This is a genomic window from Brevundimonas sp. KH_060, from assembly GCF_057838275.1.
Map to the genome: position 1 here is coordinate 1,848,380 of NZ_CM174463.1, position 26,072 is coordinate 1,874,451.

A 26,072-nucleotide genomic window follows, 5' to 3' on the forward strand; every position below is an offset into this window, starting at 1 on the left:
ATGCGGCGCCTGCGACAAGCCGATCAGTCTCAGAGCGACGACTCGAGGACGCCCTTCATCCACGACGGGTGCTCCAGCACCTTGCCGCAGCCGATGGCGACGCACGACAGCGGATCGTCCGCCACCTGCACCGGCAGGCCCGTGTGGTCGCGAATCTCGGCGTCCAGGCCACGCAGCAGAGCGCCGCCGCCCGTCAGCATGATGCCCTTGTCGGCGATGTCGGCGGCCAGTTCCGGCGGCGTGGCTTCCAGGGCGACCTTCACGGCTTCGACGATCTGCGAGACGGGTTCCGCCAGGGCTTCCGCAGCCTGACGCTCGCTCATCTTCACTTCGCGCGGCACGCCCTGCATCAGGTCGCGGCCCTTGACCTCGATCGACAGGCCTTCGCCGTCGGTCGGGATGCGAGCGGTGCCGATGTCCTTCTTGATGCGCTCGGCGGTCGTTTCGCCGATCAGCAGGTTATGGTTGCGGCGCATATAGGCGATCAGGGCGTCGTCCATCATGTCGCCGCCGACGCGGACCGAACGCGAATAGACGATGCCCGACAGCGACAGAACGGCCACCTCGGTCGTGCCGCCGCCGATGTCGACGACCATCGAACCGGTCGGTTCGTGGATGGGCAGACCGGCGCCGATCGCAGCCGCCATCGGCTCGTCGATCAGGCCGACGCGACGGGCCGATGCGTTCAGGCAGGAATCATTGATGGCGCGACGTTCGACGGCCGTGGCGCCCGACGGGACGCAGACGATCATCTTCGGGTTCACGAAGCCCTTGCGGTTGTGAACCTTGCGGATGAAGTGCTTGATCATCTCTTCGGCGACTTCGAAGTCAGCGATGACCCCGTCGCGCATCGGACGGATGGCTTCCATGTGGCCGGGCGTACGGCCCAGCATCTGCTTGGCTTCCAGGCCGACGGCGTGGACGATCTTGCGGCCGCCGACGTTACGCAGGGCGACGACCGACGGCTCGTTCAGGACGATCCCTTTGCCGCGCATGTAGATCAGGGTGTTGGCCGTCCCCAGATCCATAGCGATGTCATTGGAAATCATGCCGAAGAGGGGTGAAAGCATGGGCGTCGGTACCGCTTTAGTTCGGGCCTGCAAGGGCGTGAATTTCATTCGTCCGCTGTGGCGACGCCCCACCCCCGCTTCACGTTGGTCGTAAAGCTGTCCTGACCGTCTTCGCCGAGCCGACTACAGGCCCGTTTGCCCTCATGCCGCGGGGATTGCAAGCGCCTATGACTCCTCGATCACAGGCTTGTCACGGCAAGGCTTGAAAGCCTTACCGCTCAAGCTTTCCAGCCCCGCTTGCGGGTTCGCGGCTCAGACCGCCGCGACGCCCTCGGCATGGAGCACGCGCTGCACGGCCGGGCGCGATTGCACCAGATCCAGATGGGCGTTCAGTTTCGGAAAGCGCGCCTTGTCCAGCAGGCCCGCTTGACGCGCCCAGCGCGTGAAGACCAGCAGATAACCGTCCGCCATCGAATGATCTTCGCCCATGACCCACGGACCGGCCAGAAGATGATTCTCGGCCAGGTCGTACTTCTCCAGCGCGATCCGCACGGCCTCGTCCTTGGCCTCGCCATCTAGGGGCGGCTTGGAAAACAGCGCCTTGCCGATCGCCGGGTGCAGCGACGACGCCAGCCAGCCGTTGAAGGCCTGCATCCGCGCAAACTCGAACGGATCGTCCAGATCGGCCAACTGGGCGTGCGGATGGGTCTGGGCGACATAGGCGAGGATGGCCGCATTTTGAGTCAGCACGCCCTTGGGGGTCTGAAGGGCGGGGGTCACGCCTGCCGGGTTGATCGCCAGGTACTCCGGCGTGCGCTGCTGGCCGGCGCGCAGGTCGATCTTCTCGATCACATAGTCCGCGCCCGCCTCTTCCAGGCCGATGTGCGAAGCGATGGCGCAGGCGCCGGGCGAATAATAGAGCTTCAGCATCGTCGTTCTCCGATCAGTCTAGGTTGCGTGCAGCCTCGCGACGCTTCACCCACTCGCGCACCGCCAGCATCAATACAAGCCAAACGCCCGCGACCGCCGCCAGGATCACCGAAGTCCAGATTCCGTCGCCGCTGACCGCCGCCATGAACGATCCGCCGAAGAAGGCGACCAAGGCCGTCTTGGGCAACACCCCTAGAGCGCACCCCGCCAGATAGGCTGGAAACGAGGCCCGCACCGCGCCGAAGGCCATGTTCACGACGATGAAGGGCGCCGAGGGCACGTTGCGGATGATGAAACTGGCCGAAAAGGCGTTGCGGCCGACGAATTTGCGGATGCGCTCGACCGTTCCGCCGCCGTAACGTTCCAGCGTCCGCGCGGTCGGTCCTCGCCCCAGCCAATAGGTGACGGCCGCCGAGGCGATCGTGGCGATCCAGCTATAGAGAAATCCGAACCACGGCCCGAAGGCCACGACGCAGGCCGCGATCAACAGGAACTGCGGCACGCCGATGAAGGCCGACAGGGTGAAGACCAGCACCGCCGCCGCCAAGCCCCACGGCCCGATGCGATAGCCCGCCAGCCAATGCTCGAGCTGATCCTCGGCGCCCAGCGCCAACTGCGTCTTGCCCAGGGCGAACAGGGCGATGATTCCCGCCAGCAGCAGCAGGGTCACGGCCAGGGTGCGCCACCGCTTGGCCTCCATATTCAGCAGAAAATCGACGACCCGCCGCATAAATTTCGTCCAAATCGCCTTTTGATCGTCCAGGACGCGCACAAACGTTGTGCGCCCCTGCGGGGTTGCGTATCAAGCCTCAGCCTCCCCGGCCCCATCACTTCCACCAGACGGGATAGACATGTCCAGCCTTCAGTCCGCCTCCCTCGCTCGCGTCAAGCCGTCGGCCACCCTGGCCGTGACCGCACAGGCGCGCGAACTGAAACGCCAGGGGCGCGACGTGATCGGCCTGGGCGCCGGCGAGCCTGACTTCGACACCCCGGACAACATCAAGGCGGCGGCGATCGAAGCCATCAATCGCGGCGAGACGAAATACACCGACGCCGACGGCATGCCCGAACTGAAGGCGGCCATCGTCGCCAAATTCGCCCGCGAAAACGGCCTGACCTACGAAACGAACCAGATCCATGTCGCCTCGGGCGGCAAGCCGGTGATCTACAACGCCCTGGTGGCCACGCTGAACCCCGGCGACGAAGTGATCGTCCCGGCGCCCTACTGGGTCTCCTATCCCGACATGGTGCTGCTAGCGGGCGGCGAGCCCGTCACCGTGATCGGCCAGGAAGCCGACGGCTTCAAACTGCGTCCCGAAGTGCTGGACGCCGCCATCACGCCCAAGACCAAGTGGATCATCCTCAACTCGCCGTCGAACCCGACCGGCGCCGCCTATACCCGCGCCGAGTTGGAGGCCCTGGCCGTGGTGCTGCGCAAGCATCCGCAGGTCTGGATCCTGACCGACGACATGTATGAACATCTGGTCTATGGCGACTTCGACTACGTCACCATGGCCCAGGTCGCGCCGGACCTCTACGACCGCACCCTGACCTGCAACGGGGTATCCAAGGCCTACGCCATGACCGGCTGGCGCATCGGCTATGCGGGCGGCCCCAAGCCCCTGATCGACCTGATGCGCAAGGTGGCCAGCCAAACGACCTCCAACCCTTCGTCCATCAGCCAGTGGGCGGCGGTCGAGGCCCTGAACGGCCCGCAGGACTTCCTGGCTCCGCGCGCCGCCGCCTTCGAGAAGCGCCGCGACCTGGTGGTCTCCATGCTGAATCAGGCGGACGGCATCCGTTGCCCGAAACCGGAAGGCGCCTTCTACGTCTATCCGTCGATCGAGGGCCTGATCGGCAAGACGGCGCCGTCGGGCGTGGTCATCACCGACGACGAGACCTTCACCGCCGAACTGCTGAACGCCGAGGGCGTGGCCGTGGTCCAGGGCGCCGCCTTCGGCCTCAGCCCCTACTTCCGCATCAGCTACGCCACGTCGGAATCCGTGCTGGAAGAAGGCTGCACCCGCATCCAGCGTTTCTGCGCCAGCCTGAAATAAGTCTTCAGTGAACCGGCGCCGGCGGAATGTTCAACGTCGGCGCCGTTTTCAGGATGAAGCCGCTGCACCACTCGAACACGCGTTCAGAATTGTCGACAGCGCCGCCGGGAATACGTGACAGACGACAGGCGGCGTCCGGCTCGCCCTCCACCTCAGGCCCCGCGTAGAGCACGATCGGGCCGTCCGGCAGACTGCCCTCACGATACAGCATGATGATCGGCGGCACGGGGCGCACCACCAGTTCGGCGTCGTCCCGCGTCATCGCCTCGCCCAGCAAGGCGCGCGCCTGACCGCCGGGATCACCCGGCTCCAGACGGAACAGCTCGGCCTTCAACCCGTCCCCCGGCCTTTGCGGCATGAGGAAGCGCGGCGGCTCCTGCGCGGCCAGTTGCCCGGCGACGAGCAGCGCCGCCAGCATCACATCGCCCGACTGACGGCGAAATCGGCCAGAGCCTCCAGCGCCGAGCGCCACGGCCCCGCAGGCAGCACCTGCAAGGCCGTCTTGGCCCGATCGGCGTACTCCGTCGCCGTGTCGAGCGTGGCCTCAACGGCGCCGCTGGCGACGATCAACTGCCGCGCGCGATCGAAGTCTTCAGGCTTGCGGTCGCCTTTGGTGATGACGCGGTCCCAGAACAGGTCTTCGGTCCCCTTGGTGCGCTGAACGGCCAGCAGCAGCGGCAGGGTGGCCTTGCCCTCATTGAAGTCGTCGCCCGCGTTCTTGCCCAGGGTCTCGGTCGCGCCGCCGTAGTCCAAGGCGTCGTCCGCCAGCTGGAAGGCGATGCCCAGACCCATGCCGTAGTCGCGCAGCGCCGCGACCTGTTCGTCGGTCGCGCCGGCCCCGACCGCGCCGGATTCGGCGGCGGCGGCGAACAGCTCGGCCGTCTTGGCGCGGATGATCTGCAGATAGGTGTCGAGGTCGAGATTCAGATCGTGGGCGCGCGTCAGTTGCAGCACCTCGCCTTCGGCGATCACGGCTGAGGCCCGCGCCAGAATGCCCAGGGCGCGCAGGGAATCGGTCTCGACCATCAGTTCGAACGCGCGGGCGAACAGGAAGTCGCCGACCAGCACCGACGAGGCCGAGCCCCAGATCAGGTGCGCCGCGACCTTGCCACGGCGCATTTCCGAACCGTCGACGATGTCGTCGTGCAGCAAGGTGGCGGTGTGGATGAACTCGACCGAGGCGGCCAGCTTCTTGGGGCCTTCAATGGCGCCCGTCTGACCGATCGCGCGCGCGGCGGCCACGGTCAGCAAGGGGCGCAGACGCTTGCCGCCCGCCGACACCAGGTGCTCAGCCAACAGGGGGATCACCGGCACGTCCGACTGCATCCGCGCGATGATCAAGGCGTCGACCGCCGCCATGTCGTCCTTGGCCAGATGAACCAGGGCGTCCACATCGCCCTTGGGACGGGGAGCGACGGCGAGAGCTGCGTCCACGGAAATCTCTTTCAGCACAGGGGCGAAGGGGGAGATTCGCCCGAAATTCACACGCATCCGCTTGCCCGGACGCGATGCGGCGCACAATGGTGGCGGCGTTATGATGGGTCAAGCCGAGTCATCCCTTACTGTCGCCGCAGATGTGGCCGAATCCGCCTTTCTGGGGGGGCGCGTCCGCTTGCGCCAACCGACGAAGGGCTACCGCGCAGGCATGGACGCCGCCCTGCTGGCCGCCGCCGTCGAGGCGCGCCCCGGCGAACGACTGATCGAAGCGGGCTGCGGCGCGGGCGCCGTCCTGATGCAGATCGCCGCCCGACGCCCCGGCGTCCTGCTGACCGGGCTGGAGCGCGACACAGCCGCTGCGGCTCTCGCGCGTCAGAATGCCGAACTGAACAACGCCGAGGCGCGCACCGCCATCATGGACGGTGACGTGGCGCGCGGCTTTCGCGCCCTGGACCTGACGCCGTTCGATTGGGCGATCAGCAATCCGCCCTTCTTCGACGACCCCAGCGCCTTGCGCGCGCCCGCCGAGGGCAAACTCGGCGCCTGGATGGCCGACGACGGCCTGACCGCCTGGGCGAGCTTCCTGCTGAAAGCGGTGCGCGAGGGCGGACGCATCGTCATCATCCACCGCGCCGATCGTCTTGCCGACATCCTGAGCCTTCTGGCGCCCAAGGCGGGCTCCTTCGCTGTCCGCCCGATCCACCCCTACGCCGATCAACCCGCCAAGCGCGTGCTGGTCCAGGCGATCAAAACCGGCAAGGCGCCCTTGCGATTGCTGCCGCCCCTGATCCTGCACGACCGCGACGGCGCCAAGCACAGCCCGCAAGCCGAAGCGATCCTGCGCGGCGAGGCGGGTTTGGGTTTCTGAACACGGCTTCACTCGCCTTTCTTCCCTTGCGGGAGAAGGAAGAAAAATAGAGTCCAATTCGTCTGAATCGTCTGAAATCCGCTGCGGCGCGCGACGGCGCTTTCCGAAACCGCGAGGAGCCTAGCACAGGCGAAAGGATAGGCTGGTCGATTACAGGGCGGCGTCCCTTCTCCCCTTGTGGGAGAAGGGCTATTGCACCTCCCATGTCCTTGCGATCCCTCTTCGCCACCCAAGTCTATGACGCCTCCCTCGCCTCTTCGCGCGGCTGGGCGGAACTGCATGAGGAACTGCTCGACCTCTGCCTGGTCATGGCCGAGGAGGACGAGGCCGGGATCGAATGGTGCCGGGCCAACCACTATCCGGGCTACACCTCCTACGGCTCGATCAACGACCTGCCGCAGCGGTTCCCCGAGTTCGCCGAGCTGAAGAAGCTGCTGGACAAGCATGCGGCGAGCTTCGCCGAAAACCTGCATTTCGACCTGGCCAAGAAGTTGCGGCTCGACAATCTATGGGTCAACGTCCTGATGCCCGGCGGCGGACACACCGGCCATATCCACCCGCACGCCGTCCTGTCCGGCACCATCTACATCCACGTGCCCGACGGCGCCTCTTCGCTGAAGATCGAAGACCCGCGCCTGGTCATGATGATGGCTCGCCCCGGCCTGACCGCCGACGCCGGCGAAGCCGAGCAGCCCTTCGTCTATCTGAAGCCCGCGCCCGGCACGGTGCTGATGTGGGAAAGCTGGCTGCGCCACGAAGTGCCCGCCAACCGCGCCGAGGAACAGCGCATCTCGATCAGCTTCAACTACGCCTGACGCCGGTTCGCCCTTCCCTCGCCGCATTTGCCCCGAACCTTGCGTCAACAGCGAAGCTTTGGAGGGAATGGATGCGGGTTTTCAGCGCGGCGGCGGCGATCGCCATGTTCACGACAGGCGCCCTGCTTCTGGGCGCATGCGGCGAAAAAGCGGACGCTCAAACGGCCCCTGCCCCTGATCCCGCCGCCGCGACCGAAGGCGCGCCCTATGTCCTGACCGGCACCCAGGTCTGGAGCGTGCCCGACCCCGTGTCCGGCCGGGACTATCAGGTCTTTGTCAGTCTGCCCGCCGGTTATGACTCCAATCCCGGACGCCGCTATCCGACGCTCTACGTCACCGACGCCGACTACGCCTTCCCCATCATCCGCCAGATCGCCCGTCGGGTGAATCTGGATGGGCCGGTGATCGAAGAGTTCATTCTGGTCGGCCTCTCCTACGCCAAGGGAGACGGCGGCGCCGACAGCCGCCGTCGCGACTACACCCCGACGCCGAACGGCCCGCGTAATTCCGCCGGCTCCGTACACGGCGGCGGCGCGGCCTATCAGACCTATCTGAAGACCCAGGCCCTGCCCTTCGTCGAGCAGAAGTTCCGCACCGATCCGGCGCGCCGCGTCCTGCTGGGCCACTCCTACGGCGCCTTGCTGGGGTCGCAGATCATGTTCACCGACCCGGCGATGTTCAGCGGCTATGTCCTGGGCAGTCCCTCCTTCTGGTTCGACAAGCGCCACATGATGAAGATGGAGGCGGACTACGCCCGCACCCACCGCGACCTGCCCGCCGAGGTCTTCATGTATGTCGGCGGCTTTGAAGGTCCCGGCCCCACCGCCCGGCACGACAATAAGACGGACATGGTCGGCGACATGCGCATGATGGAACGCCTGCTGAAATCCCGCGCCTATCCGGGCCTCAGCGTGCAATCGACAGTGCTGGAAAACGAGGACCACCTCACGGTCGCCCCCGTCGGATTCACCCGCGCCCTGATGACGGTTCTTCCCGCGGGCTGAGCCGCCTTCAAACCGCCCCGCCTTACGCCTAGAGATTTGCCCAAAGGGTCTACGACGGCTACACCCCCCGTCAACTTCCCCATCCGCACTGAATCAAGGGCGCGACGCGACGTATGGCGCAGCAATATATCTTCCAGATGCAGGGTCTGACCAAGACCTTCCCCGGCGGCAAAAAGATCTTCGAGAACATCTGGCTGAGCTTCTACAACGACGCCAAGATCGGCGTTGTCGGGGTCAACGGCTCGGGTAAATCCACCCTGCTGAAGATCATGGCCGGTCTGGACAGCGAGTTCCAGGGCGAAGCCCGCGCCGCAGACGGCGTCAAGCGCGGCTACCTGGAGCAGGAGCCTCACCTCGATCCGGCGCTGAACGTGCGCCAGAACGTCGAGGCCTGGTGCGAAGAGAAGCAGTGGGTCAACCGCTTCAACGAAGTCGCCGGCGAGCTGGGTGAAAACTACACCGACGAGCTGATGGAGGAGATGACCGCCCTCCAGGAGAAGATCGACGCCGGCGACGTCTGGGACATCGACAGCCGCATCGATCAGGCCATGGGCGCCCTGCGCTGCCCGCCCGACGACTGGGAAGTCACCAACCTGTCCGGCGGTGAAAAGCGCCGCGTGGCCCTGGCCCGTCTGCTGCTGTCCAAGCCCGACATGCTGCTGATGGACGAACCGACCAACCACCTGGACGCCGAGTCGGTGGCCTGGCTGCAGCATCACCTGGAGAACTTCCCCGGTTGCGTCATCCTGGTGACCCACGACCGCTACTTCCTGGATCAGGTCACCAAGTGGACGCTGGAGCTGGACCGCGGCAAGGGCCACCCGCACGAGGGCAACTACTCCTCGTGGCTGGAAGCCAAGACCAAGCGCGTCGTGCAGGAGCAGTCGGAATCCGAAGCCCGCCAGCGCGCCCTTACCCGCGAACTGGAATGGGTCCGCTCGGGCGCCAAGGCCCGCCAGGCCAAGTCCAAGGCCCGTCTGGCCGCCTATGAGAAGATGGTCGCCGATCAGGAAAACAGCCGTCAGGCTCAATCCTTCGCCGTCATCCAGATCCCGCCCGGCCCGCGCCTGGGCAACGTCGTGCTGGAAGTCGACGGGCTGAAGAAGTCCTATGGCGACAAGACGCTGTTCGACAACCTGACCTTCAAGCTGCCGCCCAACGGCATCGTCGGCGTCATCGGCCCCAACGGCGCCGGCAAGTCGACCATGTTCAAGCTGATCACCGGCCAGGAAACGCCCGACGGCGGCACCATCAAGGTCGGCGAGACGGTCAAGCTGGCCTACGTCGACCAGTCGCGCGACGACCTGAAGCCGGACGACACCATCTGGCAGGCCATCTCGGGCGGCACCGACATCATGATGGTCGGCAAGCGCGAGATTAACACCCGCGCCTATGTCGGCAGCTTCAACTTCAAGGGCGGCGACCAGCAGAAGAAGGTCGGCCAACTGTCCGGCGGTGAGCGCAACCGCGTCCACCTGGCCAAGACCCTGGCCACCGGCGGCAACCTGATCCTGCTCGACGAACCGACCAACGACCTGGACATCGAAACCCTGCAGAACCTCGAAGAGGCTCTGGAGGAGTTCGCCGGCTGCGCCGTGGTCATCAGCCACGACCGCTGGTTCCTGGACCGTCTGGCCACCCACATCCTGGCCTTCGAAGGCGACGGCCATGTCGAATGGTTCGAGGGCAACTTCGAAGCCTACGAACAGGACAAGATGCGCCGCCTGGGCGCGGACAGCATCATTCCCAAGCGCATCCAGCACCAGAAGTTCGGTCGCTGATCGAACTGACAAGATGACAAGCGGCCCTCCGAGCGATCGGGGGGCCGTTTTTCCTGCGCTCTACCCTCCCGTTCATCCCGGCGTCCGCCGGGATGAACGGTATTGGGTGGATGAGAAGGGCTGGCGCTCAGGCGAAAGCGGGATAGTCTGCATTCATGACCCAGCGTCCCGCCGTCCTGATCATGCAGCGGCATCTGGCCCCGCTGAGCGCTTTCCTTGAAAGCGCCTACGACGTCTATCGCTTCTGGGAAGGCCCCCCGCTTGAGGCCGCTGGCGACATTCGCGCCCTGATCGTCGCGGGCGAGTTCGAACTGGACAAGGCCCTGATCGAGCGCCTGCCCAATCTGTCGCTGATCGCCTGTTTCACCGCCGGCTACGATGGGATCGATGTGGCGTGGTGCCGCGCGCGCGGCCTGCCCGTCACCCATGCGCCCGGCGTGAACCACGAAGACGTGGCCGACCACGCCATCGGCCTGATCCTGACCGCCCGCCGCCAGATCGCTGAGGGCGACCGCACTATCCGCGCCGGCGGCTGGAGTCTGTCCACGCGCAGCATCACCACCTCCCTGAGCGGGCAGAGACTGGGAATCGTCGGTCTGGGGCACATCGGCGAAGCCGTGGCGAGACGCGCCGAAGCCATGCGGATGGAGATCCGTTGGTGGGGCCCGCGCGAGAAAGACGCCGCCTGGCCTCGCACCGACAGCCTGACCGACCTGGCGCGCGGTTCAGACATTCTCATGGTCGCCTGTCGCGCGGACGAGAGCAACCGGGGCCTGATCTCCGCCGAGGTGATCGAGGCCCTTGGTCCGACTGGCCTGCTGGTCAATGTCGCGCGCGGACAATTGGTCGATGAGGACGCCGTCATCGCTGCGCTAAAAGACGGCCGCCTGGGCGGCGCCGCCCTGGACGTCTTTGTTCAGGAGCCGACCGAGGCGGCGCGCTGGGCGGGCGTGCCCAACACCGTCCTGACGCCCCACACTGGCGGCGCCACGACCGAAGCGGTGCAGGGAATGTTGGTGTTGCTGATGCAGAATCTCTCGGCCCATTTTGCGGACGAGCCGCTGAAGACGCCTGTCGCAGACTGAAATTCTGCGCCTTCGGGCGGTCTCGACCCTTATTCCAGAGGCAGAAAGAACGATCCGTGCCTGCATTCCGCAGATAGCGTGAGTGCGCGACCAGATTTTGCTTGCATAAGCGTATAAGGATATCTTTATACGACTTATGACACTGACCGCTGACCAAACCGTTGAAGCCCTGCGCGCCGCCGGCGAACCGACCCGCCTGCGCGTCCTGTCCCTGCTGGCTGCGGAAGAGCTGTCGGTGATGGAGTTGTCGCGCGTACTGGACCAGAGCCAGCCGCGTGTCTCGCGTCATCTGAAGCTGATGGCCGATGCCGGTCTGATCGAGCGATTCCCGGACGGCGCGCGCGTCTTCTACCGCCTGTCGCACGACGCCCTGTCGCGGCGGCTGATCGACACTGTGCTGGACCTGCTGGCCGACGACGAGGGCGAAGCCGACCACCGTCGTCTCGACGAAGTGCGCAAGGAGCGCGCCATCGACGCCGCCCGCTATTTCGAACAGATCGCGCCCCAGTGGGATCAGATGCGCAGCCTCTATGTCTGCGAAAGCGCCGTCGAGGCGGCGGTCGCGCGCGCGGCCGGGTCCGGCCCGTTCGAGCGCGTGGTCGATCTGGGCACCGGGTCTGGCCGGATGCTGACCCTGTTCGGCAAGAAGGCGAAAATGTCGGTCGGTCTCGACCTGTCGCAGAACATGCTGAACATCGCCCGCGCCAATGTCTCCAAGGCCGGGCTGGACAAGGTTGAACTGCGTCACGGCGACATCTTCTCGACCCGCCTGCCGCACGAGAGCGCCGACCTGGTGATCGTCCATCAGGTGTTGCACTACCTCGCCGACCCCGCCGCTGCGGTAGCCGAGGCTGCGCGCCTGGTCATGCCGGGCGGCAAGTTGCTGATCGTCGACTTCGCGCCCCACAAGTTCGAGCACCTGCGCGAGGCGCACCAGCATCGTCGCCTGGGCTTCTCGGACGCCGAGATCCGCGAGTGGCTGACCGAAGCAGGTCTCACGACCTCGGCGCCCATCGCCCTGCCGCCCGACACCGAGGGTTTGACCGTTCACATCTGGACCGGCGAACGCGCCGCCCAAATCGCCCAGAAGACCGCCTGATGGCCCCTTCCTCTCTCGCTGAAGCCCGCGCCCTGCTGCTGTCGCCGCTGGGCCCCGTTGCGCGCGCCGGTTCGAACCGCAGCGCCGTCAACGTCTCTTTCGAGTTCTTCCCGCCCAAGTCGGACGTGGCCGAGGCCAATCTGTGGAAGGCGATCCGGCGGCTGGAGCCGCTGAACCCGGCCTTCGTCTCCGTCACCTACGGCGCCGGCGGCTCGACGCGCGAGCGGACGCACCGCACGGTCCACCGCATCATCAGCGAGACCACTTTGCGTCCTGCCGCGCACCTGACCTGCGTCGAGGCCAGCCGCGCTGACGTCGATGAGGTCATCGAAGGCTATAAGGCCATCGGCGTCGATCACATCGTCGCCCTGCGCGGCGACCCGCCTGGCTCGACGGGGATCGGCGGCGCCTATACGCCGCGCGCCGACGGCTACGCCAACGCCACCGAACTGACCGCCGCCATCGGCCGCGTCGGCGGATTCGAGGTGACCGTCGGCGCCTATCCGGAAAAGCACCCGGAAAGCCCGTCGATCGACCACGACATCGAGGTGCTGAAGGCAAAGGTCGACGCAGGCGCCACTCGCGCCGTGACGCAGTTCTTCTTCGACATCGAGGCCTTCCTGCGTTTCCGCGACCGGGTGCGGGCGGCGGGTGTGACCATTCCCCTGATCCCCGGCGTCATGCCCGTGTCCAACTTCGCGGGCCTGAAGCGGATGACGGCGGCGTGCGGCGCGGCCCTGCCCGACTGGCTGGCGGCCCACTTCGACGGGCTGGACGACGACCCGGAGACGCGCAAGCTGCTGGCCGCCTCCATCGCCGCGGAGACCTGCGCGCGCCTGCAGGAAGAGGGCTTTTCGGACTTCCACTTCTACACCCTGAACCGGGCCGAGCTGGTCTATGCGATCTGTCGGGTCCTGGGCGTGCGTGAAACCAAGGCGGTCGCGTAAATGAGTTCGTTCCTGACCCGCGCCGACCGCATCGCCGCCCTTCATGCGGCGGCCAAAGAGCGCATCCTCGTGCTGGACGGCAGCTGGGGCGTGATGATCCAGCGCCGCGACCTGACGGAGGAAGACTTTCGCGGCGAGCGTTTCCGCGACCACAACCACCCGCAGAAGGGCAACAACGACCTGTTGATCCTGACGCGACCCGACATCGTCGCCGACCTGCACGACCTCTACTACGCTGCCGGGGCGGATATTTCCGAGACCAACACCTTCTCCTCGACGACCATCGCCCAGGCCGACTATGGGCTGGAGGACGCGGTCTATGACCTGAACTACGACGGCGCCCGCATTGCGCGCGAGGTCGCCGACCGCTGGACCGAGAAAGAGCCGCACAAGCCGCGCTTCGTCGCCGGCGCCATCGGCCCGACCAACCGCACCCTGTCGCTGAGCCCCGACGTCAACGACCCCGGCTATCGCGCCGTCACCTATGACGAGGTCTATGAGGCCTATAAGCAGCAGGCGCGCGCCCTGCACCACGGCGGCGTCGACATCTTCCTGATCGAGACGGTGTTCGACACCCTGAACTGCAAGGCCGCGATCAAGGCGATCAAGGATCTGGAGGACGAGGGGCTGGAGCCGCTCCCCCTGTGGATCTCGGGCACCATAACCGACCGCTCGGGCCGCACCCTCAGCGGCCAGACAGCCGAGGCCTTCTGGAACTCGATCCGTCACGCCAAGCCGTTCGCCGTCGGCTTCAACTGCGCCCTGGGCGCCGAACTGATGCGGCCGCACATCGCTGAGCTGAGCCGCGTCGCCGACACCCTGGTCAGCGCCTATCCCAACGCGGGCCTGCCCAACGCCATGGGCCAGTATGACGAACAGCCCCATGAGACGGCCCACTTCCTCGAAGAATGGGCGCAGTCGGGTCTGGTCAACATCGTCGGCGGCTGCTGCGGCACCACCCCCGACCACATTCGCCACGTCGCCGAAGAGGTCGCCCCGTTGAAGCCGCGCGAAATCCCGGAACGCCCGGTGGCTATGCGGTTAAGCGGACTGGAACCGTTCGAGCTGGTGGCCTGACCGGCGATGAAACACCTTCCCCCCAAACATGACGCAGTCATCAAGGGTCAGAAGCTGGCCTATCGCCTCGCTCCCGGCGATGGCGCCACCCTGGTGCTGATCAATGGCGCGGGCGGCCCTATGGAAGGCTGGTTCCGCCTGTTCCCTGACATCACCCAAGCAGGAACCGTCTTCGTCTATGACCGGCCGGGCGTGGGCGAGTCGCCCCCGCCTATCTTGCCCCAGACCAGCGCCGAGGTCGTCGAGACGCTGCGCGATCTGCTGAAGGCGACAGGCCTGACCCCGCCCTACCTGCTTGTGGCCCATTCCTTCGGCGGGCTGCACGCCAACCTGTTCGCGCGACAGCACCCCGAGGAAGTCGCTGGTCTCGTTCTGATCGAACCGACCACGCCGGAGGATGTGACGGCTCTCAAGCCGCTTCAATCCGGCGCCCAGCGCTGGGTGAACGGACTGCTGAATCGCCTGTCGCCGTCCAACCCGGACGGCGAAGTCGCCCATGAGCTGGAAACCGTGCGCCAGTTGGCGGCGGCGGCTCCTTTCCCGGACGTGCCGCTTGCGGTCATCGTCGGCGGCAAGGCCCCGAAAGACTGGCAGGCGCGGCCAGAGGCGCAGGCCCTGAGGCGTCAACACCTGGAGGCCCTGTCCCGTCTGTCGCCCCAAGGGTCGCTGATCCTCGCCGCCCGAAGCGGGCATTTCCCGCAGATTTCTGAACCCACCGTGGTCCTTGAAGTCATCGCCCCGCTGGCGGCACGCCTCGCAGCGAACCGTTCGAGGGAGCAGCGACCGGCATGACCAACCCCGCCCCGGACCTGGCTTCCCCCCTCATTTCTCTTGCCTCGCGAGCCGCCTTCCTCTCCTCGGAGAGAAGGCACAGTCAGAGTCTCTGAATGCGTCCTGTCTTCATCAACGTCGGCGAGCGGACCAACGTCACCGGCTCGGCCAAATTCCGTAAGCTGGTCGTCGACGGCGACTACACCGCCGCCCTGTCGGTCGCGCGCCAGCAGGTCGAGGCGGGCGCCCAGGTCATCGACGTCAATATGGACGAGGGCCTACTGGACGGCCCGATGGCCATGCGGACCTTCCTGAATCTGATTGCGGCCGAACCCGACATCGCCCGCGTGCCGGTCATGATCGACAGCTCCAAATGGGAGGTGATCGAGGCGGGCCTGAAGTGCGTTCAGGGCAAGCCGATCGTCAACTCGATCAGCATGAAGGAGGGCGAAGACGCCTTCCGCCACCATGCCGTCCAGTGTCTGCGCTACGGCGCCGCCGTGGTGGTCATGGCCTTTGACGAGGTGGGCCAGGCCGACACTGCCGCCCGCAAGATCGAGATCTGCACCCGCGCCTACGACATCCTGGTCAACGAGGTCGGCTTCCCGCCCGAGGATATCATCTTCGACCCCAACATCTTCGCCGTGGCGACGGGGATCGAGGAACACGACAACTACGCCGTCGATTTCATCGAGGCGGTCCGCGTCATCAAGGCCACCCTGCCCCATGCCCGCGTCTCGGGCGGGGTGTCGAACGTCTCGTTCAGCTTCCGCGGCAATGAGCCGGTGCGCCGGGCGATCCACAGCGTCTTCCTGTACCACGCCATCAATGCGGGCATGGACATGGGCATCGTCAACGCCGGCGACCTGCCCGTCTATGACGACATCGACGCCGAACTGCGCGAAGCGGTCGAGGACGTGATCCTGAACCGGCCGCAGCGGACAAACGTGTCCAACACTGAACGTCTGGTGGACATGGCGCCCCGCTACAAGGGCGAGAAGGGCGCGGCCAAGGTCGTCGACCTGAAGTGGCGCGACGCCACCGTCGCCAAGCGCATCGAACACGCTCTGGTCCACGGCATCACCGATTACATCGTCGAGGACACGGAAGAAGCCCGTCAGGCGTCCGAGCGCCCGTTACATGTCATCGAAGGCCCCCTGATGGACGGCATGAACGTGGTCGGCGACCTGTTCGGCTCGGGCAAGATGTTCCTGCCGCAGGTGGTGAAATCCGCCCGCGTGATGAAGCAGGCCGTGGCCCACCTCGAACCCTTCATGGAGGCCGAAAAGGCCGGTCAGGAACGCCAGTCTGCAGGCAAGATCCTGATGGCGACGGTCAAGGGCGATGTCCACGACATCGGCAAGAACATCGTCGGCGTCGTGCTTCAATGTAACAACTATGAGGTGATCGATCTGGGCGTCATGGTCCCGGCCGATCGCATTCTGGACGCCGCGATCGAGCACAAGGTCGACATCGTCGGCCTGTCGGGCCTGATCACGCCTTCGCTCGACGAAATGACCTTTGTCGCCGCTGAGATGGAGCGACGCGGCTTCGACATTCCGCTGCTGATCGGCGGCGCCACGACCAGCCGCACCCATACGGCGGTCAAGATCGAGCCGAAATATCACAAGGGTTCGACTACCTACGTCATCGACGCCAGCCGCGCGGTTGGCGTGGTGTCCGGCCTGCTGTCGCCCACCGACAAGGCGAAGAACGAAGCAGCCACTCGCGACGAATACATCCGCATCCGCGAGCAGTACGCCCGTGGGCAAGAGGTGAAGGCCCGAGCCACCATCGAACAGGCGCGCGATAACCGCTGGCGGCCGGATGAGACACAGAGCCCTGCTCCGGCGCCGTCCTTCCTTGGCGCGCGCGCCTATGAGGCATGGGATCTTCAGGATCTGGCCGACCACATCGACTGGACGCCCTTCTTCGCCAGTTGGGAGTTGATCGGCCGCTATCCCCTGATCCTAGAAGACGAGATCGTCGGCGAGGCGGCGCAGGATCTGTTCCGCGACGCTCAGGCCATGCTGAAGCGGATCGTCGAAGAGAAGTGGTTCACGGCCAAGGGCGTCGTCGGCTTCTGGCCCGCCAATGCGCGTGGCGACGACGTCGTCGTCTGGAGCGATCAAACCCGTACAAAGGAAGCCGCACGCTTCCACGGCCTGCGTCAGCAGATCAAGAAGTCCAACGGCAAGCCAAACCTGTGCCTGTCCGACTTCGTGGCGGAAGACGGCGCCGACTATCTGGGCGCCTTCGCCGTCACCGCCGGTCATGGCGAACTGGAAAAAGCGGCCGAGTTCAAGGCGGCGGGCGACGACTATTCCGCCATCATGGCCACCGCCCTGGCCGATCGACTGGCAGAGGCCTTCGCCGAACGGCTGCACAAGGAAGTCCGCACCCAGCTGTGGGGCTACGTCCCCGACGAGCAGACTTCAGTGCAGGATCTGATCGAAGAGAAATATCAGGGCATCCGCCCCGCCCCCGGCTACCCGGCCCAGCCCGACCACACGGAAAAGGCTACGTTGTTCCGGCTTCTAGACGCAGGCGCCAATGCGGGAATGGAGCTGACGGAGTCCTTCGCCATGACCCCGCCGGCCTCGGTCAGCGGCCTCTACTTCGGCCATCCGGGCAGCCACTATTTCGGCGTCGGCAAGATCGACCGCGACCAGATCGAGGACTACGCCGCGCGCAAGGGTTGGGATGTAGAAACCGCCGAGCGCTGGCTGGCGCCGATCCTGAACTACGACCCGCTGGCGCTGGCCCGCGACAGCGCGGCCTAAGAACAACGCCCTCGCCCTAGTGGGCGATGGGCGGGCGGTGAGGTTCAGGCGTTTCACCGTGGATCTGTTGCTCGGCGCATCCTGCGGCCAGGAAGTCCAGCAGCAGGCGCACCGACGGCAGCAGGCCGCGCCGCGACGGAAAGACCGCGTGGACGATCCAGCGTTTGGGCCGCCAGTCCGGCAACAGGTCGACCAGCCGTCCAGCGTCCAGGTCGCGCACCACCGCCACGGTCGGCAGCAGGGCGACGCCCAGCCCCTGCACGGCGCCCTCGTGCAACATGTGCAGGTCGTCGGTGACCAGGCGAGGCGCATGGCGAACCGAGGCTGTCATCCCGTCCTTGTGGTGCAGGGCCCAGACGTGGTCACGGTGCGCCGGCCCGAAATCCAGACTGGGCCAGCCCGCCAGGTCGGCGGGGCCAGAGGGCGACGAGAACCGCGCGATCAGATCAGGCGAGGCCACCAGGCGGTGTACGCTTTCATCCAGCTTGCGCATGACCAAATCGGTGACCTCCAGCGGCGGTTCACGCACGCGGATGGCCAGGTCGAAGCCCTCGCCGATGACGTCCACCCGGCGGCTGGTGCTGTGCAGATGCACCTCGACCTCGGGATAGACGGCCATGAAACGGGCGATCAGCCCGCCCATCTGATAGGTCAGCAGGCCGGGCACGCAGGCGACGCGGATCACCCCGCGCGGCTGAGCCGCCACATTGTCGATCACCGCCTGGGCCGCCTCGGCCTCGACCAGCATGGCCAGGCAATGGCGGTAGTATTCCTGCCCCACCTCAGTCACCGAGAATTTGCGCGATGACCGCTGGATCAGGCGCGTGCCCAATTGGTCCTCCAGAAAGGCGATGCGTCGGCTGAGCTTGGACTTCTGCATGCCCAGCGCTCGCGCGGCGGGCGCGAAGCCGCCGTGGTCCACCACCTGGACGAAGTAATAGAGGTCGTTGAGGTCTCTCATCGTTCTATTGATAGGACGCAGCGAGGCGATTTCGCAATCTGCTCAAGACAGCGTTTCATCGTCATAAAGCCTCCAACGCGATCGGCGAGGCCCGGTCGCCACAGGAGACACACCATGAAGAAGGTTCTTGGACGTTACGGCAATGATCGCGGCCATTGGGTCGGCGACGGCTTCCCGGTTCGCTCGCTGTTTTCCTATGACAGCGTCGGCAAGCAGGTCAGCCCCTTCCTGCTGCTCGACTACGCCGGTCCGCACAACTTCGAGCCTACGACCGCGCGTCGCGGCGTCGGTCAACATCCCCACCGCGGCTTCGAGACCGTGACCATCGTCTATGACGGCGAAGTCGAGCACCGCGACTCGACCGGTCAAGGCGGCGTCATCGGCCCCGGCGACGTCCAGTGGATGACGGCCGGCGGCGGCATCCTGCATGAAGAGTTCCACTCGCCCGCCTTTGCGCGGAGCGGCGGCCCATTCCGCATGGTGCAGCTGTGGGTCAACCTGCCCGCCAAGGACAAGATGACCCGTCCCGGCTACCAGTCGATCCTGAACGCCGACATTCCGTCCGTCGCCCTGCCCGATAATGCAGGGACCGCGCGGATCATCGCCGGCGCGATGGAGAGCTCGAAAGGCCCGGCCAGCACCTTCACCCCCATCAATGTGTGGGACGTGCGGTTGAACCGGGATGCTGAGACGACGCTGGACCTCCCGGAAGGTCATACGGCCATCGTGGTCGTCCTGTCCGGCCACATCACCGTCAACGGCGACCAACCGGCCGGCGCCGCCGAGGCCCTGTTGCTGGACCGCAAGGGCGACAGCGTCACCCTGAGCGCCGATGCGGACGCGACTTTGCTGATCCTGACCGGCGAGCCGATCGACGAGCCCATCGTCGGCTATGGCCCCTTCGTGATGAACAGCGAGGACGAAATCCGCACCGCCATCACGGACTTCAACAGCGGCCGCTTCGGCGACATCCCAGCCGCCTGATCCCTCTCACGAAAACGTAAGGCCCGGTCTTCGGACCGGGCCGCAACCGACAGCCTTGACCGGACATTCGTCCGATCGCGGCCCCTTGCCCGAAAGGAAAGACGTCCATGTCCGCTTCCACCCTGCCCGCCAACTTCAACGGCCAGCGTCCGGTTATCGACCCGAACGACGCCGTCATGCTGCTGATCGACCATCAGAGCGGCCTGTTCCAGACGGTGGCCGACATGCCGATGACCACCCTGCGCCGTCACGCCGCCGCCCTGGCCTCCATGGCCACCCTGGCCAAGCTGCCGGTCATCACCACCGCCTCAGTGCCGCAGGGTCCGAATGGCCCGCTGATCCCCGAGATCCACGCCAACGCCCCCCACGCCCAGTATGTGGCGCGCAAGGGTGAGATCAACGCCTGGGACAACCCTGACTTCGTCGCCGCCGTGAAGGCGACGGGCCGCAAGACCCTGATCATCGCCGGCACCATCACCAGCGTCTGCATGGCCTTCCCCGCCATCAGCGCCGCCTATGAAGGCTACAAGGTCTTCGCCGTGGTCGACGCCTCGGGCACCTATTCCAAGATGGCTCAGGAAGTGACCCTGGCCCGCGTGGTCCAGGCCGGCGTCATCCCCATGGACATGGCCGCCGTCGCCTCGGAACTGCAGAAGACCTGGCACCGCGAAGACGCCCAACAGTGGGCCGAGGTCTACACCCAGATCTTCCCGCCTTACCAACTGCTGATCGAAAGCTACGGCAAGGCCCAGCAGGTCGCGACCGACCACGAGGTCCTCGACTCGCAACGCGACTGACTAATGCCCGCCGGCTTCGCCTCGCCCCTTCAGACGGGACGGAGCCGGCGTCATGCGCGCGCCTCGCAAAGGCGCAACTTCCCGGAAAGGAGCCATTCAATGGCCAGCGAACCGATCCGCGATCCGAAGTCGGATCACCTTCTGACCCCCGAGAACTCGGCCTTCGTCATCATCGACTACCAGCCGGTCCAGGTGAACTCCATCGCCTCGATGGACCGCCAGCTGCTGGTGAACAACATCGTCGGTACGGCCAAGGCCGCCGTCGCCTACGGCCTGCCGATCATCCACTCGACCGTTAACGTCGAGACGGGGCTGAACAAGCCGCCGATCGGTCAACTGCGTAAGGTCCTGAAAGACTACCCGACCTATGACCGCACCACGATCAACTCCTGGGAAGACGTGGAATTCCGCAAGGCGGTCGAGGCCACCGGCCGCAAGAAGCTGATCATGACGGCCCTGTGGACCGAAGCCTGCCTGACCTTCCCGGCGCTGGACGCCCTGAAAGAAGGCTATGAGGTCTATGTCGTCGCCGACGCCGTCGGCGGCACCTCGGTCGCCGCCCACGAAATGGCCCTGCGCCGCATCGAACAGGCCGGCGGCAAGATGATCTCCGTCCCGCAGCTGTTCTGCGAACTGCAGCGCGACTGGAAGCGGTCGGAAACCGTCCCCGCCTTCATGAACCTGTTCATCGAAACCGGCGGCACCGCCGGGATTCAGTTCTCCTACGACCGAGACTGATCCTTCGGGGCGGCCCGTCCCCCCGACGCGGGCCGCCCTTTTCTTCCCCAGGAGACCGGCCATGGCCGAGCTGTTCATCACCGTCGGCCTGCGCGCCAAGGCCGGCAAAGAAGACGCCCTGAGACAGGACCTCATCGCCGTCGCCCAGACCTCCCGGACCGAAGACGGCGCTCTGCGCTATGAGCTGTTCGAGGACAGCGACCAGCCGGGCCTGTTCGTCTTCTTCGAGCACTGGGCGTCCGAAGAGGCCCAGTCGAAACACCACAACGACGGGCCGCACATCCAGCACTTCCAGGCCAATGGCGCGGCCAACGTCGAGAAGATGGAGTTCTTCCACCGCCTCGAGCGCCTCGTCTGACTCTCCGCCCCTTTCGATGACCCACGCCGAGGCCTCCATGATTTCTCGAAACGTCGCCGTCGCCGCCCTGGCTCTGCAACTGCTGAGCGCCGCCGCACCTGCTGTCGCCATGCCGACGCCGCCTGCGCAGGCCGTCGCCGCGACCACCCTGCCCGCCTCTGGCGACTACAGGATCGACCCCACGCACGCCCAGGTCCGCATGAGCTGGAACCACCTCGGCCTGTCGAACCCCGGCGCTGTGTTCGAGACCGTCGAAGGCATCATCCGCATCGACGAGGCGAACCCCGAACGCTCCAGCGTCTCGGTGAGTCTTCCCGTCAGCGGCGTGGACACCGGCGTGCCGCAGTTGGACGCAGACTTCCTGACCGACAAATTCTTCGACGCCGCCCGCCACCCCGACATCACCTTCCAGAGCCGCTCGGTCGAGCGCGTGGGACTGAGCCGAGCCTTCAAGGTGCAGGGCGACTTGACGGTGCGGGGCGTCACCCGCCCCGTGACCCTTGACGCTGTGTTGAACGGCGCCGGCCCCCATCCCATGATCGGCGCACCCGCAGTCGGCTTTGCAGCCACAACCGTGCTCAAGCGTTCGGACTTCGGCCTGACCGTCGCCCTGCCCATGGTGAGCGACGAGATCAAGGTCGAGATCACCCTCGAAGCCGTCGCCGATCAAGCAGGAGCCTCATGACCGACCAATATTTGCTGATCGGCCGCATCCTTCTCGTTCTGCTGTTCCTGCAAAGCGGGATCACGAAAGCTATCCGCTTTCAGGAGGGACTGGGCGAGGTGCGAAGCAAGAAGATCCCCTTCGCGCACCTGGCGCTGCTAGGCACAATCGCCTTGCAGATCATAGGCGGCGGCCTGTTGATCGCAGGCTGGTTCACCACGCCCGTCGCCGCCCTGATGGCCCTGTTCACCCTGGCCACGGCGGTGATCTTCTATGACTTCTGGAACGTAAAGGGCGATCAGCGGGCCGCAGCCCTGAACGGCTTTTTCGAGCACATCAGCATCATCGGCGGCTTCCTGATCCTGATGGCCGCCGGGCCAGGACGCTTTGTGCTCTGACACAGTGCAGGTTACACTCAACACCATCTGGGAGCAGGAGAAAGCCCAATGATCGAACTCGTCATCGACCAGCGCCGCAAGGACCTCGGCGGTTTCGAGGTGGGGCGCGTCCTGCCCTATGCCAAGCGCCGCACGGTCGGCCCCTTCGTCTTCTTCGACCACATGGGACCGGTCGACATGCCGGCGGGAATCCCCAAGACCGTCGACGTGCGCCCGCACCCGCACATCGGCATCTCGACCCTGACCTATCTGTTCTCGGGCGAGATCACCCACCGCGACAGCCTGGGCGTGCAGCAGGATATCCGTCCGGCCGAGGTCAACTGGATGACGGCGGGCAGCGGCGTCACCCACTCCGAACGCTTTGAGCGCGCGCGGATGGAAGGCCTGCGTCTGGAAGGCATCCAGGCCTGGCTCGCCCTGCCGAACGGTCAGGAAGAGATCGATCCTTCGTTCCAGCACGTCACCACCGCCGACCTGCCGACCTGGATCGAGGGCGGCGTGAAGGGCCGCCTGGCCGCGGGCGAGACCATGGGCATGAAGGCCGGCGTCAGCACCTTCTCGCCGCTGCACTACCTACATCTGGAGTTGGAGCCCGGCGCGCGCTTCCAGACTCCAACCGACCATTCGGAAAGCGCGATCTATGTCGTGCAAGGCCTGGTCGAGATCGACGACGGCCGCCCGCTGGGCCACGGCCAGATGGCGGTGCTGGAGAAGGGTGTCGCCTCGGTGATCTGTGCGCTGGAGCCGTCCACCGTCATGGTGCTGGGCGGCGAGCCGGTGGGCGAACGCTTCATCGACTGGAACTTCGTCTCATCGTCCAAGGAACGCATCGAACAAGCCAAGGCCGACTGGCGCGCCGGGCGCATGAAACTGCCCGACATGGACGATCAGGAGTTCATTCCCCTGCCGCCCGATCCGACGCCGCCCGCCAACCCCATGTCCTGAACGGCGACGTTCTGACGGGAGATTGAGCGAGAAGGCCGACGCAGGACCGCCTGCGTCGGCCTTTTGCTTATGCCTGAGCAGGCGCTGGCGGCAGCGTGTCCGTATCCTCCTCGCCGCGCGACACCACCGTCGCGACGACCAGATCGCCGGTGACGTTCAGCGAAGTCCGGCACATATCCAGGAAGCGGTCGACGCCCAGGATCAGGCCGATCCCTTCCGGCGGCACGCCCACCATGGCCAGGATCATTGCGATGACCGGCAGCGACCCTGCCGGAACCCCCGCCGTGCCGACTCCGCCCAGGATGCAGACCAGCATGACGATCACCTGCTGGCCCAACGTCAGGTCGACCCCGAAGAACTGGGCCAGGAACAGCACCGTCACCCCTTCGAACAGGGCTGTGCCGTTCTGGTTGGCGGTGGCGCCGACAGTCAGGACGAAGCGGGCGATCTTGCGCGGCAGGCCCAGATTCTGCTCGGCCACACGCAGCGACACCGGCAGGCTGGCGTTCGACGAGGCGGTTGAGAAGGACACCACCATGGCCTCACGGATGTCGCGGAAGAACTTCAGCGGCGACATCCCGCCCATCAGCCAGATCACCAGCGGATAGACCACGAACATATGGATCGCCATGGCGCCCACGGCCACGGCGACGAAGGCGCCCAGGCGGATCAGCAACTCCCAGCCGAACAGGGCCGCCAGGTTGAACATCAGACAGGCGATGGCGATCGGCGCGATGCGGATCACGAGGTTGATGAGCTTCATCATCACCTCGAACAGCCCCTCGATGGTCTGTTGCAGTCGGTCGGTGGCGGGGCTCTTGGTCATGACCAGGCCGACGCCGAAGAACAGGGCGAAGACCATGACCGGCAGGATCTGGTTCTCCGCCGCCGCCGTGAAGACGTTGGACGGGATCAACTCCAGAAAGAAGTCGCCCGCCTGCACCGACTTGGGCGCATTGCCGACGATGGACGCCGCACCCGCGCGCCCCTGATCCAGAAGCTGCTGGGCCAGGGCCGGGTCAACCCCGTCGCCGGGCCGGAAGACGTTGACCATCACCATGCCGATCAGCACGGCCACGGCGGAAATGAAGACGGTGAATCCCAGACTCTTGGACCCGGCTCGGCCCAGAGCCTTCAGGTCGCCCATCTCGGCCACCCCGATGACCAGGGCCGAGAACAGCAGAGGCAGCACCAGCATGAACAACAGGCGCAGGAAAATCTGCCCCGCCGGTCCCGTGATGTTGGAGGTCAGCCACTGCACCCAACCGACGTCCCCTCCGACGGTCAGATTGACGATGAGTCCGCCTGTGAGACCGACCAGAAATCCGATCAGCATCAACACATGAAGCGGCAGTCCGCGCTTGGCCGTGGTCTCCATCCGGTCCCTTCCCTATTCCCTCCCCCTTGGACTAACGGACAGGAAGGCCATAGATCAACCCACCGGGTCGCGACGACCATTGAGCATTCAATCCGCGCTCAAGATCCAACGACGACTGTGCGCCCAGGTTCCGGTTGAATATCTCCCCGTAATTTCCGCCAGCAGAAACAGCGTCTTTAGCCCATGTTCTCGACAGATCGAGGCTTGGGCCGAAGTCACCTTCATCACCCAGAAGACGCCGAACCCTGGGATCCGCGGAATTCTTGGCCATGTCTGCGGCATTTTCGCGCGTCACGCCCAATTCCTCGGCCAAAATCAGGGCGTTGAGCGTCCAGCGGACCACCGCTGTCCAGCGGTCGTCGCCACCACGCACCACCGGCCCCAGAGGCTCCTTCGAGATCACATCCGGCAGGATGACGTGCTGCTGCGGGTTCGGAAGGGTCGTGCGCGCCGCCGCCAGGGCCGAGATGTCGGCGGTGAAGGCGTCGCATTCCTCGCGCGCATAAGCCTGACGCGCCTCGCCTTCAGTGGCGACCACGACGGGCCGATACTCGATGCCCCGTCGGCGGAAGTAGTCCTCGACGTTCAGCTCGGTCGTCGAACCGGACTGGACGCAGATGCGGGCGCCGTTCAGTTCGGCCGCACTGCTCAGATTGAGCGCGCGCCGCACCATGAAGCCCTGGCCGTCGTAATAGTTGATCCCGGCGAAGCTGAGCTGCCCCCCGACATCCCGGCTCATGGTCCAGGAGGTGTTGCGCCACAGCACGTCCACGCGCCCCTCGCGCAGGGCGTCGAACCGCTGCTCCGTGTTCAGCGGCACGAAGCGCACGGCGTCGGGGTCGCCAAAGATGGCGGCCGCCGTGGCGCGGCAGAAATCGACGTCAAAGCCCCGCCAGGCGCCGCGATTGTCCGTATAGGCGAAACCGACCAGCCCCTCGTGCACGCCGCAGTTCAACCGGCCGCGCTGACGCACCGCCGCCAGTGTCGGGCTGGGCTGCGCGTCGGTCGCGGCGGCCGGAGCCTGACGTGAAGGCACGCGCGTTTCCGGCTCTTGCGGCTCAGCCGATCTCTGACAGGCGCCGGTCGCCAGGGTCAGCACCACCGCTACGCCCGCCGTCGCTCCCGCGCCGCCTCGCCATCTCCGCATCCGATCCACCGCTCCGTCTTGCGCCCCGCAACAGTTTA

The 26,072-nt window shown here is 65.8% G+C and carries 26 protein-coding genes; 18 read left to right on the forward strand and 8 right to left on the reverse strand.

All coding sequences use genetic code 11. The annotated features are described in order from the left end of the window. Nucleotides 1-29 precede the first annotated feature (29 nt). The 3 genes from AC3IPP_RS09110 to AC3IPP_RS09120 all read right to left on the reverse strand — a co-directional run bounded on the left by AC3IPP_RS09110 (nucleotide 30) and on the right by AC3IPP_RS09120 (nucleotide 2,670). Nucleotides 30-1,070 carry a rod shape-determining protein gene (locus AC3IPP_RS09110; protein ID WP_087139474.1) on the reverse strand — a complete coding sequence of 347 codons (1,041 nt, stop codon included), beginning with the start codon at nucleotides 1,068-1,070 and terminating at the stop codon, nucleotides 30-32. Nucleotides 1,071-1,322: 252 nt separating this feature from the next. Then, nucleotides 1,323-1,940 carry a glutathione S-transferase family protein gene (locus AC3IPP_RS09115; RefSeq protein WP_489148749.1) on the reverse strand — a complete coding sequence of 206 codons (618 nt, stop codon included), beginning with the start codon at nucleotides 1,938-1,940 and terminating at the stop codon, nucleotides 1,323-1,325. Nucleotides 1,941-1,953: 13 nt separating this feature from the next. Then, on the reverse strand, nucleotides 1,954-2,670 hold the full coding sequence (locus AC3IPP_RS09120; protein ID WP_489148750.1) for a TVP38/TMEM64 family protein: 717 nt from the start codon (nucleotides 2,668-2,670) through the stop codon (nucleotides 1,954-1,956). Nucleotides 2,671-2,791: 121 nt separating this feature from the next. Here AC3IPP_RS09120 and AC3IPP_RS09125 point away from each other — a divergent pair, with 121 nt between their 5' ends. After that, nucleotides 2,792-3,997, forward strand: coding sequence for a pyridoxal phosphate-dependent aminotransferase (locus AC3IPP_RS09125; RefSeq protein ID WP_087139477.1), 1,206 nt, complete (start codon nucleotides 2,792-2,794; stop codon nucleotides 3,995-3,997). A 4-nt stretch (nucleotides 3,998-4,001) separates the two neighbouring features. On the opposite strand, the gene AC3IPP_RS09130 is transcribed toward AC3IPP_RS09125, so the two are convergent. Together AC3IPP_RS09130 and AC3IPP_RS09135 are read right to left on the reverse strand one after the other, a co-directional pair. After that, entirely contained in the window at nucleotides 4,002-4,415 is a 414-nt protein-coding gene (locus tag AC3IPP_RS09130; protein ID WP_489148751.1) for a hypothetical protein, read from the reverse strand. Then, on the reverse strand, nucleotides 4,415-5,389 hold the full coding sequence (locus AC3IPP_RS09135) for a polyprenyl synthetase family protein (protein WP_489151053.1): 975 nt from the start codon (nucleotides 5,387-5,389) through the stop codon (nucleotides 4,415-4,417). The genes AC3IPP_RS09130 and AC3IPP_RS09135 overlap by 1 nt, the downstream gene beginning before the upstream one ends. 142 nt (nucleotides 5,390-5,531) lie before the next feature. Here AC3IPP_RS09135 and AC3IPP_RS09140 point away from each other — a divergent pair, with 142 nt between their 5' ends. The 10 genes from AC3IPP_RS09140 (at nucleotide 5,532) to metH (ending at nucleotide 17,664) form a co-directional block, all read left to right on the forward strand. Continuing rightward, nucleotides 5,532-6,302 (forward strand): tRNA1(Val) (adenine(37)-N6)-methyltransferase, encoded by a 771-nt coding sequence (locus AC3IPP_RS09140; RefSeq protein WP_087139480.1) that lies wholly within the window; start codon nucleotides 5,532-5,534, stop codon nucleotides 6,300-6,302. 203 nt (nucleotides 6,303-6,505) lie between these two features. Then, the gene (locus tag AC3IPP_RS09145; protein WP_087139481.1) at nucleotides 6,506-7,117 is read left to right on the forward strand and encodes a TIGR02466 family protein; all 612 of its coding nucleotides are present in this window, start codon (nucleotides 6,506-6,508) and stop codon (nucleotides 7,115-7,117) included. Nucleotides 7,118-7,188: 71 nt separating this feature from the next. Continuing rightward, on the forward strand, nucleotides 7,189-8,121 hold the full coding sequence (locus AC3IPP_RS09150) for an alpha/beta hydrolase (protein WP_489148752.1): 933 nt from the start codon (nucleotides 7,189-7,191) through the stop codon (nucleotides 8,119-8,121). Between the two features lie 113 nt (nucleotides 8,122-8,234). Further along, nucleotides 8,235-9,902: an energy-dependent translational throttle protein EttA gene (ettA, locus tag AC3IPP_RS09155; RefSeq protein WP_087139483.1), complete on the forward strand. Its 1,668-nt coding sequence runs from the start codon at nucleotides 8,235-8,237 to the stop codon at nucleotides 9,900-9,902. A 155-nt stretch (nucleotides 9,903-10,057) separates the two neighbouring features. Further along, nucleotides 10,058-10,987, forward strand: a complete 930-nt coding sequence (locus tag AC3IPP_RS09160) for a 2-hydroxyacid dehydrogenase (protein ID WP_489148753.1) — start codon at nucleotides 10,058-10,060, stop codon at nucleotides 10,985-10,987. Nucleotides 10,988-11,123: 136 nt separating this feature from the next. Further along, entirely contained in the window at nucleotides 11,124-12,086 is a 963-nt protein-coding gene (locus AC3IPP_RS09165; RefSeq protein WP_489148754.1) for an ArsR/SmtB family transcription factor, read from the forward strand. Further along, nucleotides 12,086-13,033, forward strand: coding sequence for a methylenetetrahydrofolate reductase [NAD(P)H] (metF, locus tag AC3IPP_RS09170; RefSeq protein ID WP_087139486.1), 948 nt, complete (start codon nucleotides 12,086-12,088; stop codon nucleotides 13,031-13,033). Before AC3IPP_RS09165 ends, metF begins: the two co-directional genes overlap by 1 nt. Continuing rightward, complete coding sequence (locus tag AC3IPP_RS09175) at nucleotides 13,034-14,110, forward strand: homocysteine S-methyltransferase family protein (protein ID WP_087139487.1); 1,077 nt, start codon at nucleotides 13,034-13,036, stop codon at nucleotides 14,108-14,110. Nucleotides 14,111-14,116: 6 nt separating this feature from the next. Beyond that, nucleotides 14,117-14,902, forward strand: a complete 786-nt coding sequence (locus tag AC3IPP_RS09180) for an alpha/beta fold hydrolase (RefSeq protein ID WP_489148755.1) — start codon at nucleotides 14,117-14,119, stop codon at nucleotides 14,900-14,902. 95 nt (nucleotides 14,903-14,997) lie between these two features. Then, the gene (metH, locus tag AC3IPP_RS09185) at nucleotides 14,998-17,664 is read left to right on the forward strand and encodes a methionine synthase (protein WP_489148756.1); all 2,667 of its coding nucleotides are present in this window, start codon (nucleotides 14,998-15,000) and stop codon (nucleotides 17,662-17,664) included. A 16-nt stretch (nucleotides 17,665-17,680) separates the two neighbouring features. Here the strand turns inward: metH and AC3IPP_RS09190 are convergent, their stop codons facing one another. After that, nucleotides 17,681-18,625: a LysR substrate-binding domain-containing protein gene (locus tag AC3IPP_RS09190; protein WP_489148757.1), complete on the reverse strand. Its 945-nt coding sequence runs from the start codon at nucleotides 18,623-18,625 to the stop codon at nucleotides 17,681-17,683. Nucleotides 18,626-18,739: 114 nt separating this feature from the next. Here AC3IPP_RS09190 and AC3IPP_RS09195 point away from each other — a divergent pair, with 114 nt between their 5' ends. From AC3IPP_RS09195 to AC3IPP_RS09225, 7 genes are all read left to right on the forward strand, one after another. After that, the gene (locus tag AC3IPP_RS09195) at nucleotides 18,740-19,609 is read left to right on the forward strand and encodes a pirin family protein (protein ID WP_489148758.1); all 870 of its coding nucleotides are present in this window, start codon (nucleotides 18,740-18,742) and stop codon (nucleotides 19,607-19,609) included. 107 nt (nucleotides 19,610-19,716) lie between these two features. After that, the gene (locus tag AC3IPP_RS09200) at nucleotides 19,717-20,406 is read left to right on the forward strand and encodes an isochorismatase family protein (protein WP_489148759.1); all 690 of its coding nucleotides are present in this window, start codon (nucleotides 19,717-19,719) and stop codon (nucleotides 20,404-20,406) included. Between the two features lie 99 nt (nucleotides 20,407-20,505). Then, a complete protein-coding gene (locus AC3IPP_RS09205; protein ID WP_489148760.1) occupies nucleotides 20,506-21,144 on the forward strand; it encodes a hydrolase in 639 nt (212 codons plus the stop codon). 61 nt (nucleotides 21,145-21,205) lie between these two features. Further along, nucleotides 21,206-21,502, forward strand: a complete 297-nt coding sequence (locus tag AC3IPP_RS09210; RefSeq protein WP_489148761.1) for a putative quinol monooxygenase — start codon at nucleotides 21,206-21,208, stop codon at nucleotides 21,500-21,502. Between the two features lie 37 nt (nucleotides 21,503-21,539). After that, nucleotides 21,540-22,187: a YceI family protein gene (locus AC3IPP_RS09215; RefSeq protein ID WP_489148762.1), complete on the forward strand. Its 648-nt coding sequence runs from the start codon at nucleotides 21,540-21,542 to the stop codon at nucleotides 22,185-22,187. Next, a complete protein-coding gene (locus AC3IPP_RS09220) occupies nucleotides 22,184-22,564 on the forward strand; it encodes a DoxX family protein (protein WP_489148763.1) in 381 nt (126 codons plus the stop codon). Before AC3IPP_RS09215 ends, AC3IPP_RS09220 begins: the two co-directional genes overlap by 4 nt. Nucleotides 22,565-22,612: 48 nt before the next feature. After that, nucleotides 22,613-23,509: a pirin family protein gene (locus AC3IPP_RS09225; protein ID WP_489148764.1), complete on the forward strand. Its 897-nt coding sequence runs from the start codon at nucleotides 22,613-22,615 to the stop codon at nucleotides 23,507-23,509. Nucleotides 23,510-23,576: 67 nt separating this feature from the next. Here the strand turns inward: AC3IPP_RS09225 and AC3IPP_RS09230 are convergent, their stop codons facing one another. Then, nucleotides 23,577-24,887 carry a dicarboxylate/amino acid:cation symporter gene (locus AC3IPP_RS09230; protein WP_087141178.1) on the reverse strand — a complete coding sequence of 437 codons (1,311 nt, stop codon included), beginning with the start codon at nucleotides 24,885-24,887 and terminating at the stop codon, nucleotides 23,577-23,579. Between the two features lie 31 nt (nucleotides 24,888-24,918). Further along, entirely contained in the window at nucleotides 24,919-26,034 is a 1,116-nt protein-coding gene (locus AC3IPP_RS09235) for an amino acid ABC transporter substrate-binding protein (RefSeq protein WP_489148765.1), read from the reverse strand. Between the last annotated feature and the right edge of the window lie 38 nt (nucleotides 26,035-26,072).

What these genes read in the sequence shown, in the direction of transcription:
- AC3IPP_RS09110 (WP_087139474.1), bottom strand. Translation starts at nt 1,070, where the DNA reads ATGCTTTCACCCCTCTTCGGCATGATTTCCAATGACATCGCTATGGAT.
- AC3IPP_RS09115 (WP_489148749.1), bottom strand. Translation starts at nt 1,940, where the DNA reads ATGCTGAAGCTCTATTATTCGCCCGGCGCCTGCGCCATCGCTTCGCAC.
- AC3IPP_RS09120 (WP_489148750.1), bottom strand. Translation starts at nt 2,670, where the DNA reads ATGCGGCGGGTCGTCGATTTTCTGCTGAATATGGAGGCCAAGCGGTGG.
- AC3IPP_RS09125 (WP_087139477.1), top strand. Translation starts at nt 2,792, where the DNA reads ATGTCCAGCCTTCAGTCCGCCTCCCTCGCTCGCGTCAAGCCGTCGGCC.
- AC3IPP_RS09130 (WP_489148751.1), bottom strand. Translation starts at nt 4,415, where the DNA reads ATGCTGGCGGCGCTGCTCGTCGCCGGGCAACTGGCCGCGCAGGAGCCG.
- AC3IPP_RS09140 (WP_087139480.1), top strand. Translation starts at nt 5,532, where the DNA reads ATGATGGGTCAAGCCGAGTCATCCCTTACTGTCGCCGCAGATGTGGCC.
- AC3IPP_RS09145 (WP_087139481.1), top strand. Translation starts at nt 6,506, where the DNA reads ATGTCCTTGCGATCCCTCTTCGCCACCCAAGTCTATGACGCCTCCCTC.
- AC3IPP_RS09150 (WP_489148752.1), top strand. Translation starts at nt 7,189, where the DNA reads ATGCGGGTTTTCAGCGCGGCGGCGGCGATCGCCATGTTCACGACAGGC.
- ettA (WP_087139483.1), top strand. Translation starts at nt 8,235, where the DNA reads ATGGCGCAGCAATATATCTTCCAGATGCAGGGTCTGACCAAGACCTTC.
- AC3IPP_RS09160 (WP_489148753.1), top strand. Translation starts at nt 10,058, where the DNA reads ATGACCCAGCGTCCCGCCGTCCTGATCATGCAGCGGCATCTGGCCCCG.
- AC3IPP_RS09165 (WP_489148754.1), top strand. Translation starts at nt 11,124, where the DNA reads ATGACACTGACCGCTGACCAAACCGTTGAAGCCCTGCGCGCCGCCGGC.
- metF (WP_087139486.1), top strand. Translation starts at nt 12,086, where the DNA reads ATGGCCCCTTCCTCTCTCGCTGAAGCCCGCGCCCTGCTGCTGTCGCCG.
- AC3IPP_RS09175 (WP_087139487.1), top strand. Translation starts at nt 13,034, where the DNA reads ATGAGTTCGTTCCTGACCCGCGCCGACCGCATCGCCGCCCTTCATGCG.
- AC3IPP_RS09180 (WP_489148755.1), top strand. Translation starts at nt 14,117, where the DNA reads ATGAAACACCTTCCCCCCAAACATGACGCAGTCATCAAGGGTCAGAAG.
- metH (WP_489148756.1), top strand. Translation starts at nt 14,998, where the DNA reads ATGCGTCCTGTCTTCATCAACGTCGGCGAGCGGACCAACGTCACCGGC.
- AC3IPP_RS09190 (WP_489148757.1), bottom strand. Translation starts at nt 18,625, where the DNA reads ATGAGAGACCTCAACGACCTCTATTACTTCGTCCAGGTGGTGGACCAC.
- AC3IPP_RS09195 (WP_489148758.1), top strand. Translation starts at nt 18,740, where the DNA reads ATGAAGAAGGTTCTTGGACGTTACGGCAATGATCGCGGCCATTGGGTC.
- AC3IPP_RS09200 (WP_489148759.1), top strand. Translation starts at nt 19,717, where the DNA reads ATGTCCGCTTCCACCCTGCCCGCCAACTTCAACGGCCAGCGTCCGGTT.
- AC3IPP_RS09205 (WP_489148760.1), top strand. Translation starts at nt 20,506, where the DNA reads ATGGCCAGCGAACCGATCCGCGATCCGAAGTCGGATCACCTTCTGACC.
- AC3IPP_RS09210 (WP_489148761.1), top strand. Translation starts at nt 21,206, where the DNA reads ATGGCCGAGCTGTTCATCACCGTCGGCCTGCGCGCCAAGGCCGGCAAA.
- AC3IPP_RS09215 (WP_489148762.1), top strand. Translation starts at nt 21,540, where the DNA reads ATGATTTCTCGAAACGTCGCCGTCGCCGCCCTGGCTCTGCAACTGCTG.
- AC3IPP_RS09220 (WP_489148763.1), top strand. Translation starts at nt 22,184, where the DNA reads ATGACCGACCAATATTTGCTGATCGGCCGCATCCTTCTCGTTCTGCTG.
- AC3IPP_RS09225 (WP_489148764.1), top strand. Translation starts at nt 22,613, where the DNA reads ATGATCGAACTCGTCATCGACCAGCGCCGCAAGGACCTCGGCGGTTTC.
- AC3IPP_RS09230 (WP_087141178.1), bottom strand. Translation starts at nt 24,887, where the DNA reads ATGGAGACCACGGCCAAGCGCGGACTGCCGCTTCATGTGTTGATGCTG.
- AC3IPP_RS09235 (WP_489148765.1), bottom strand. Translation starts at nt 26,034, where the DNA reads ATGCGGAGATGGCGAGGCGGCGCGGGAGCGACGGCGGGCGTAGCGGTG.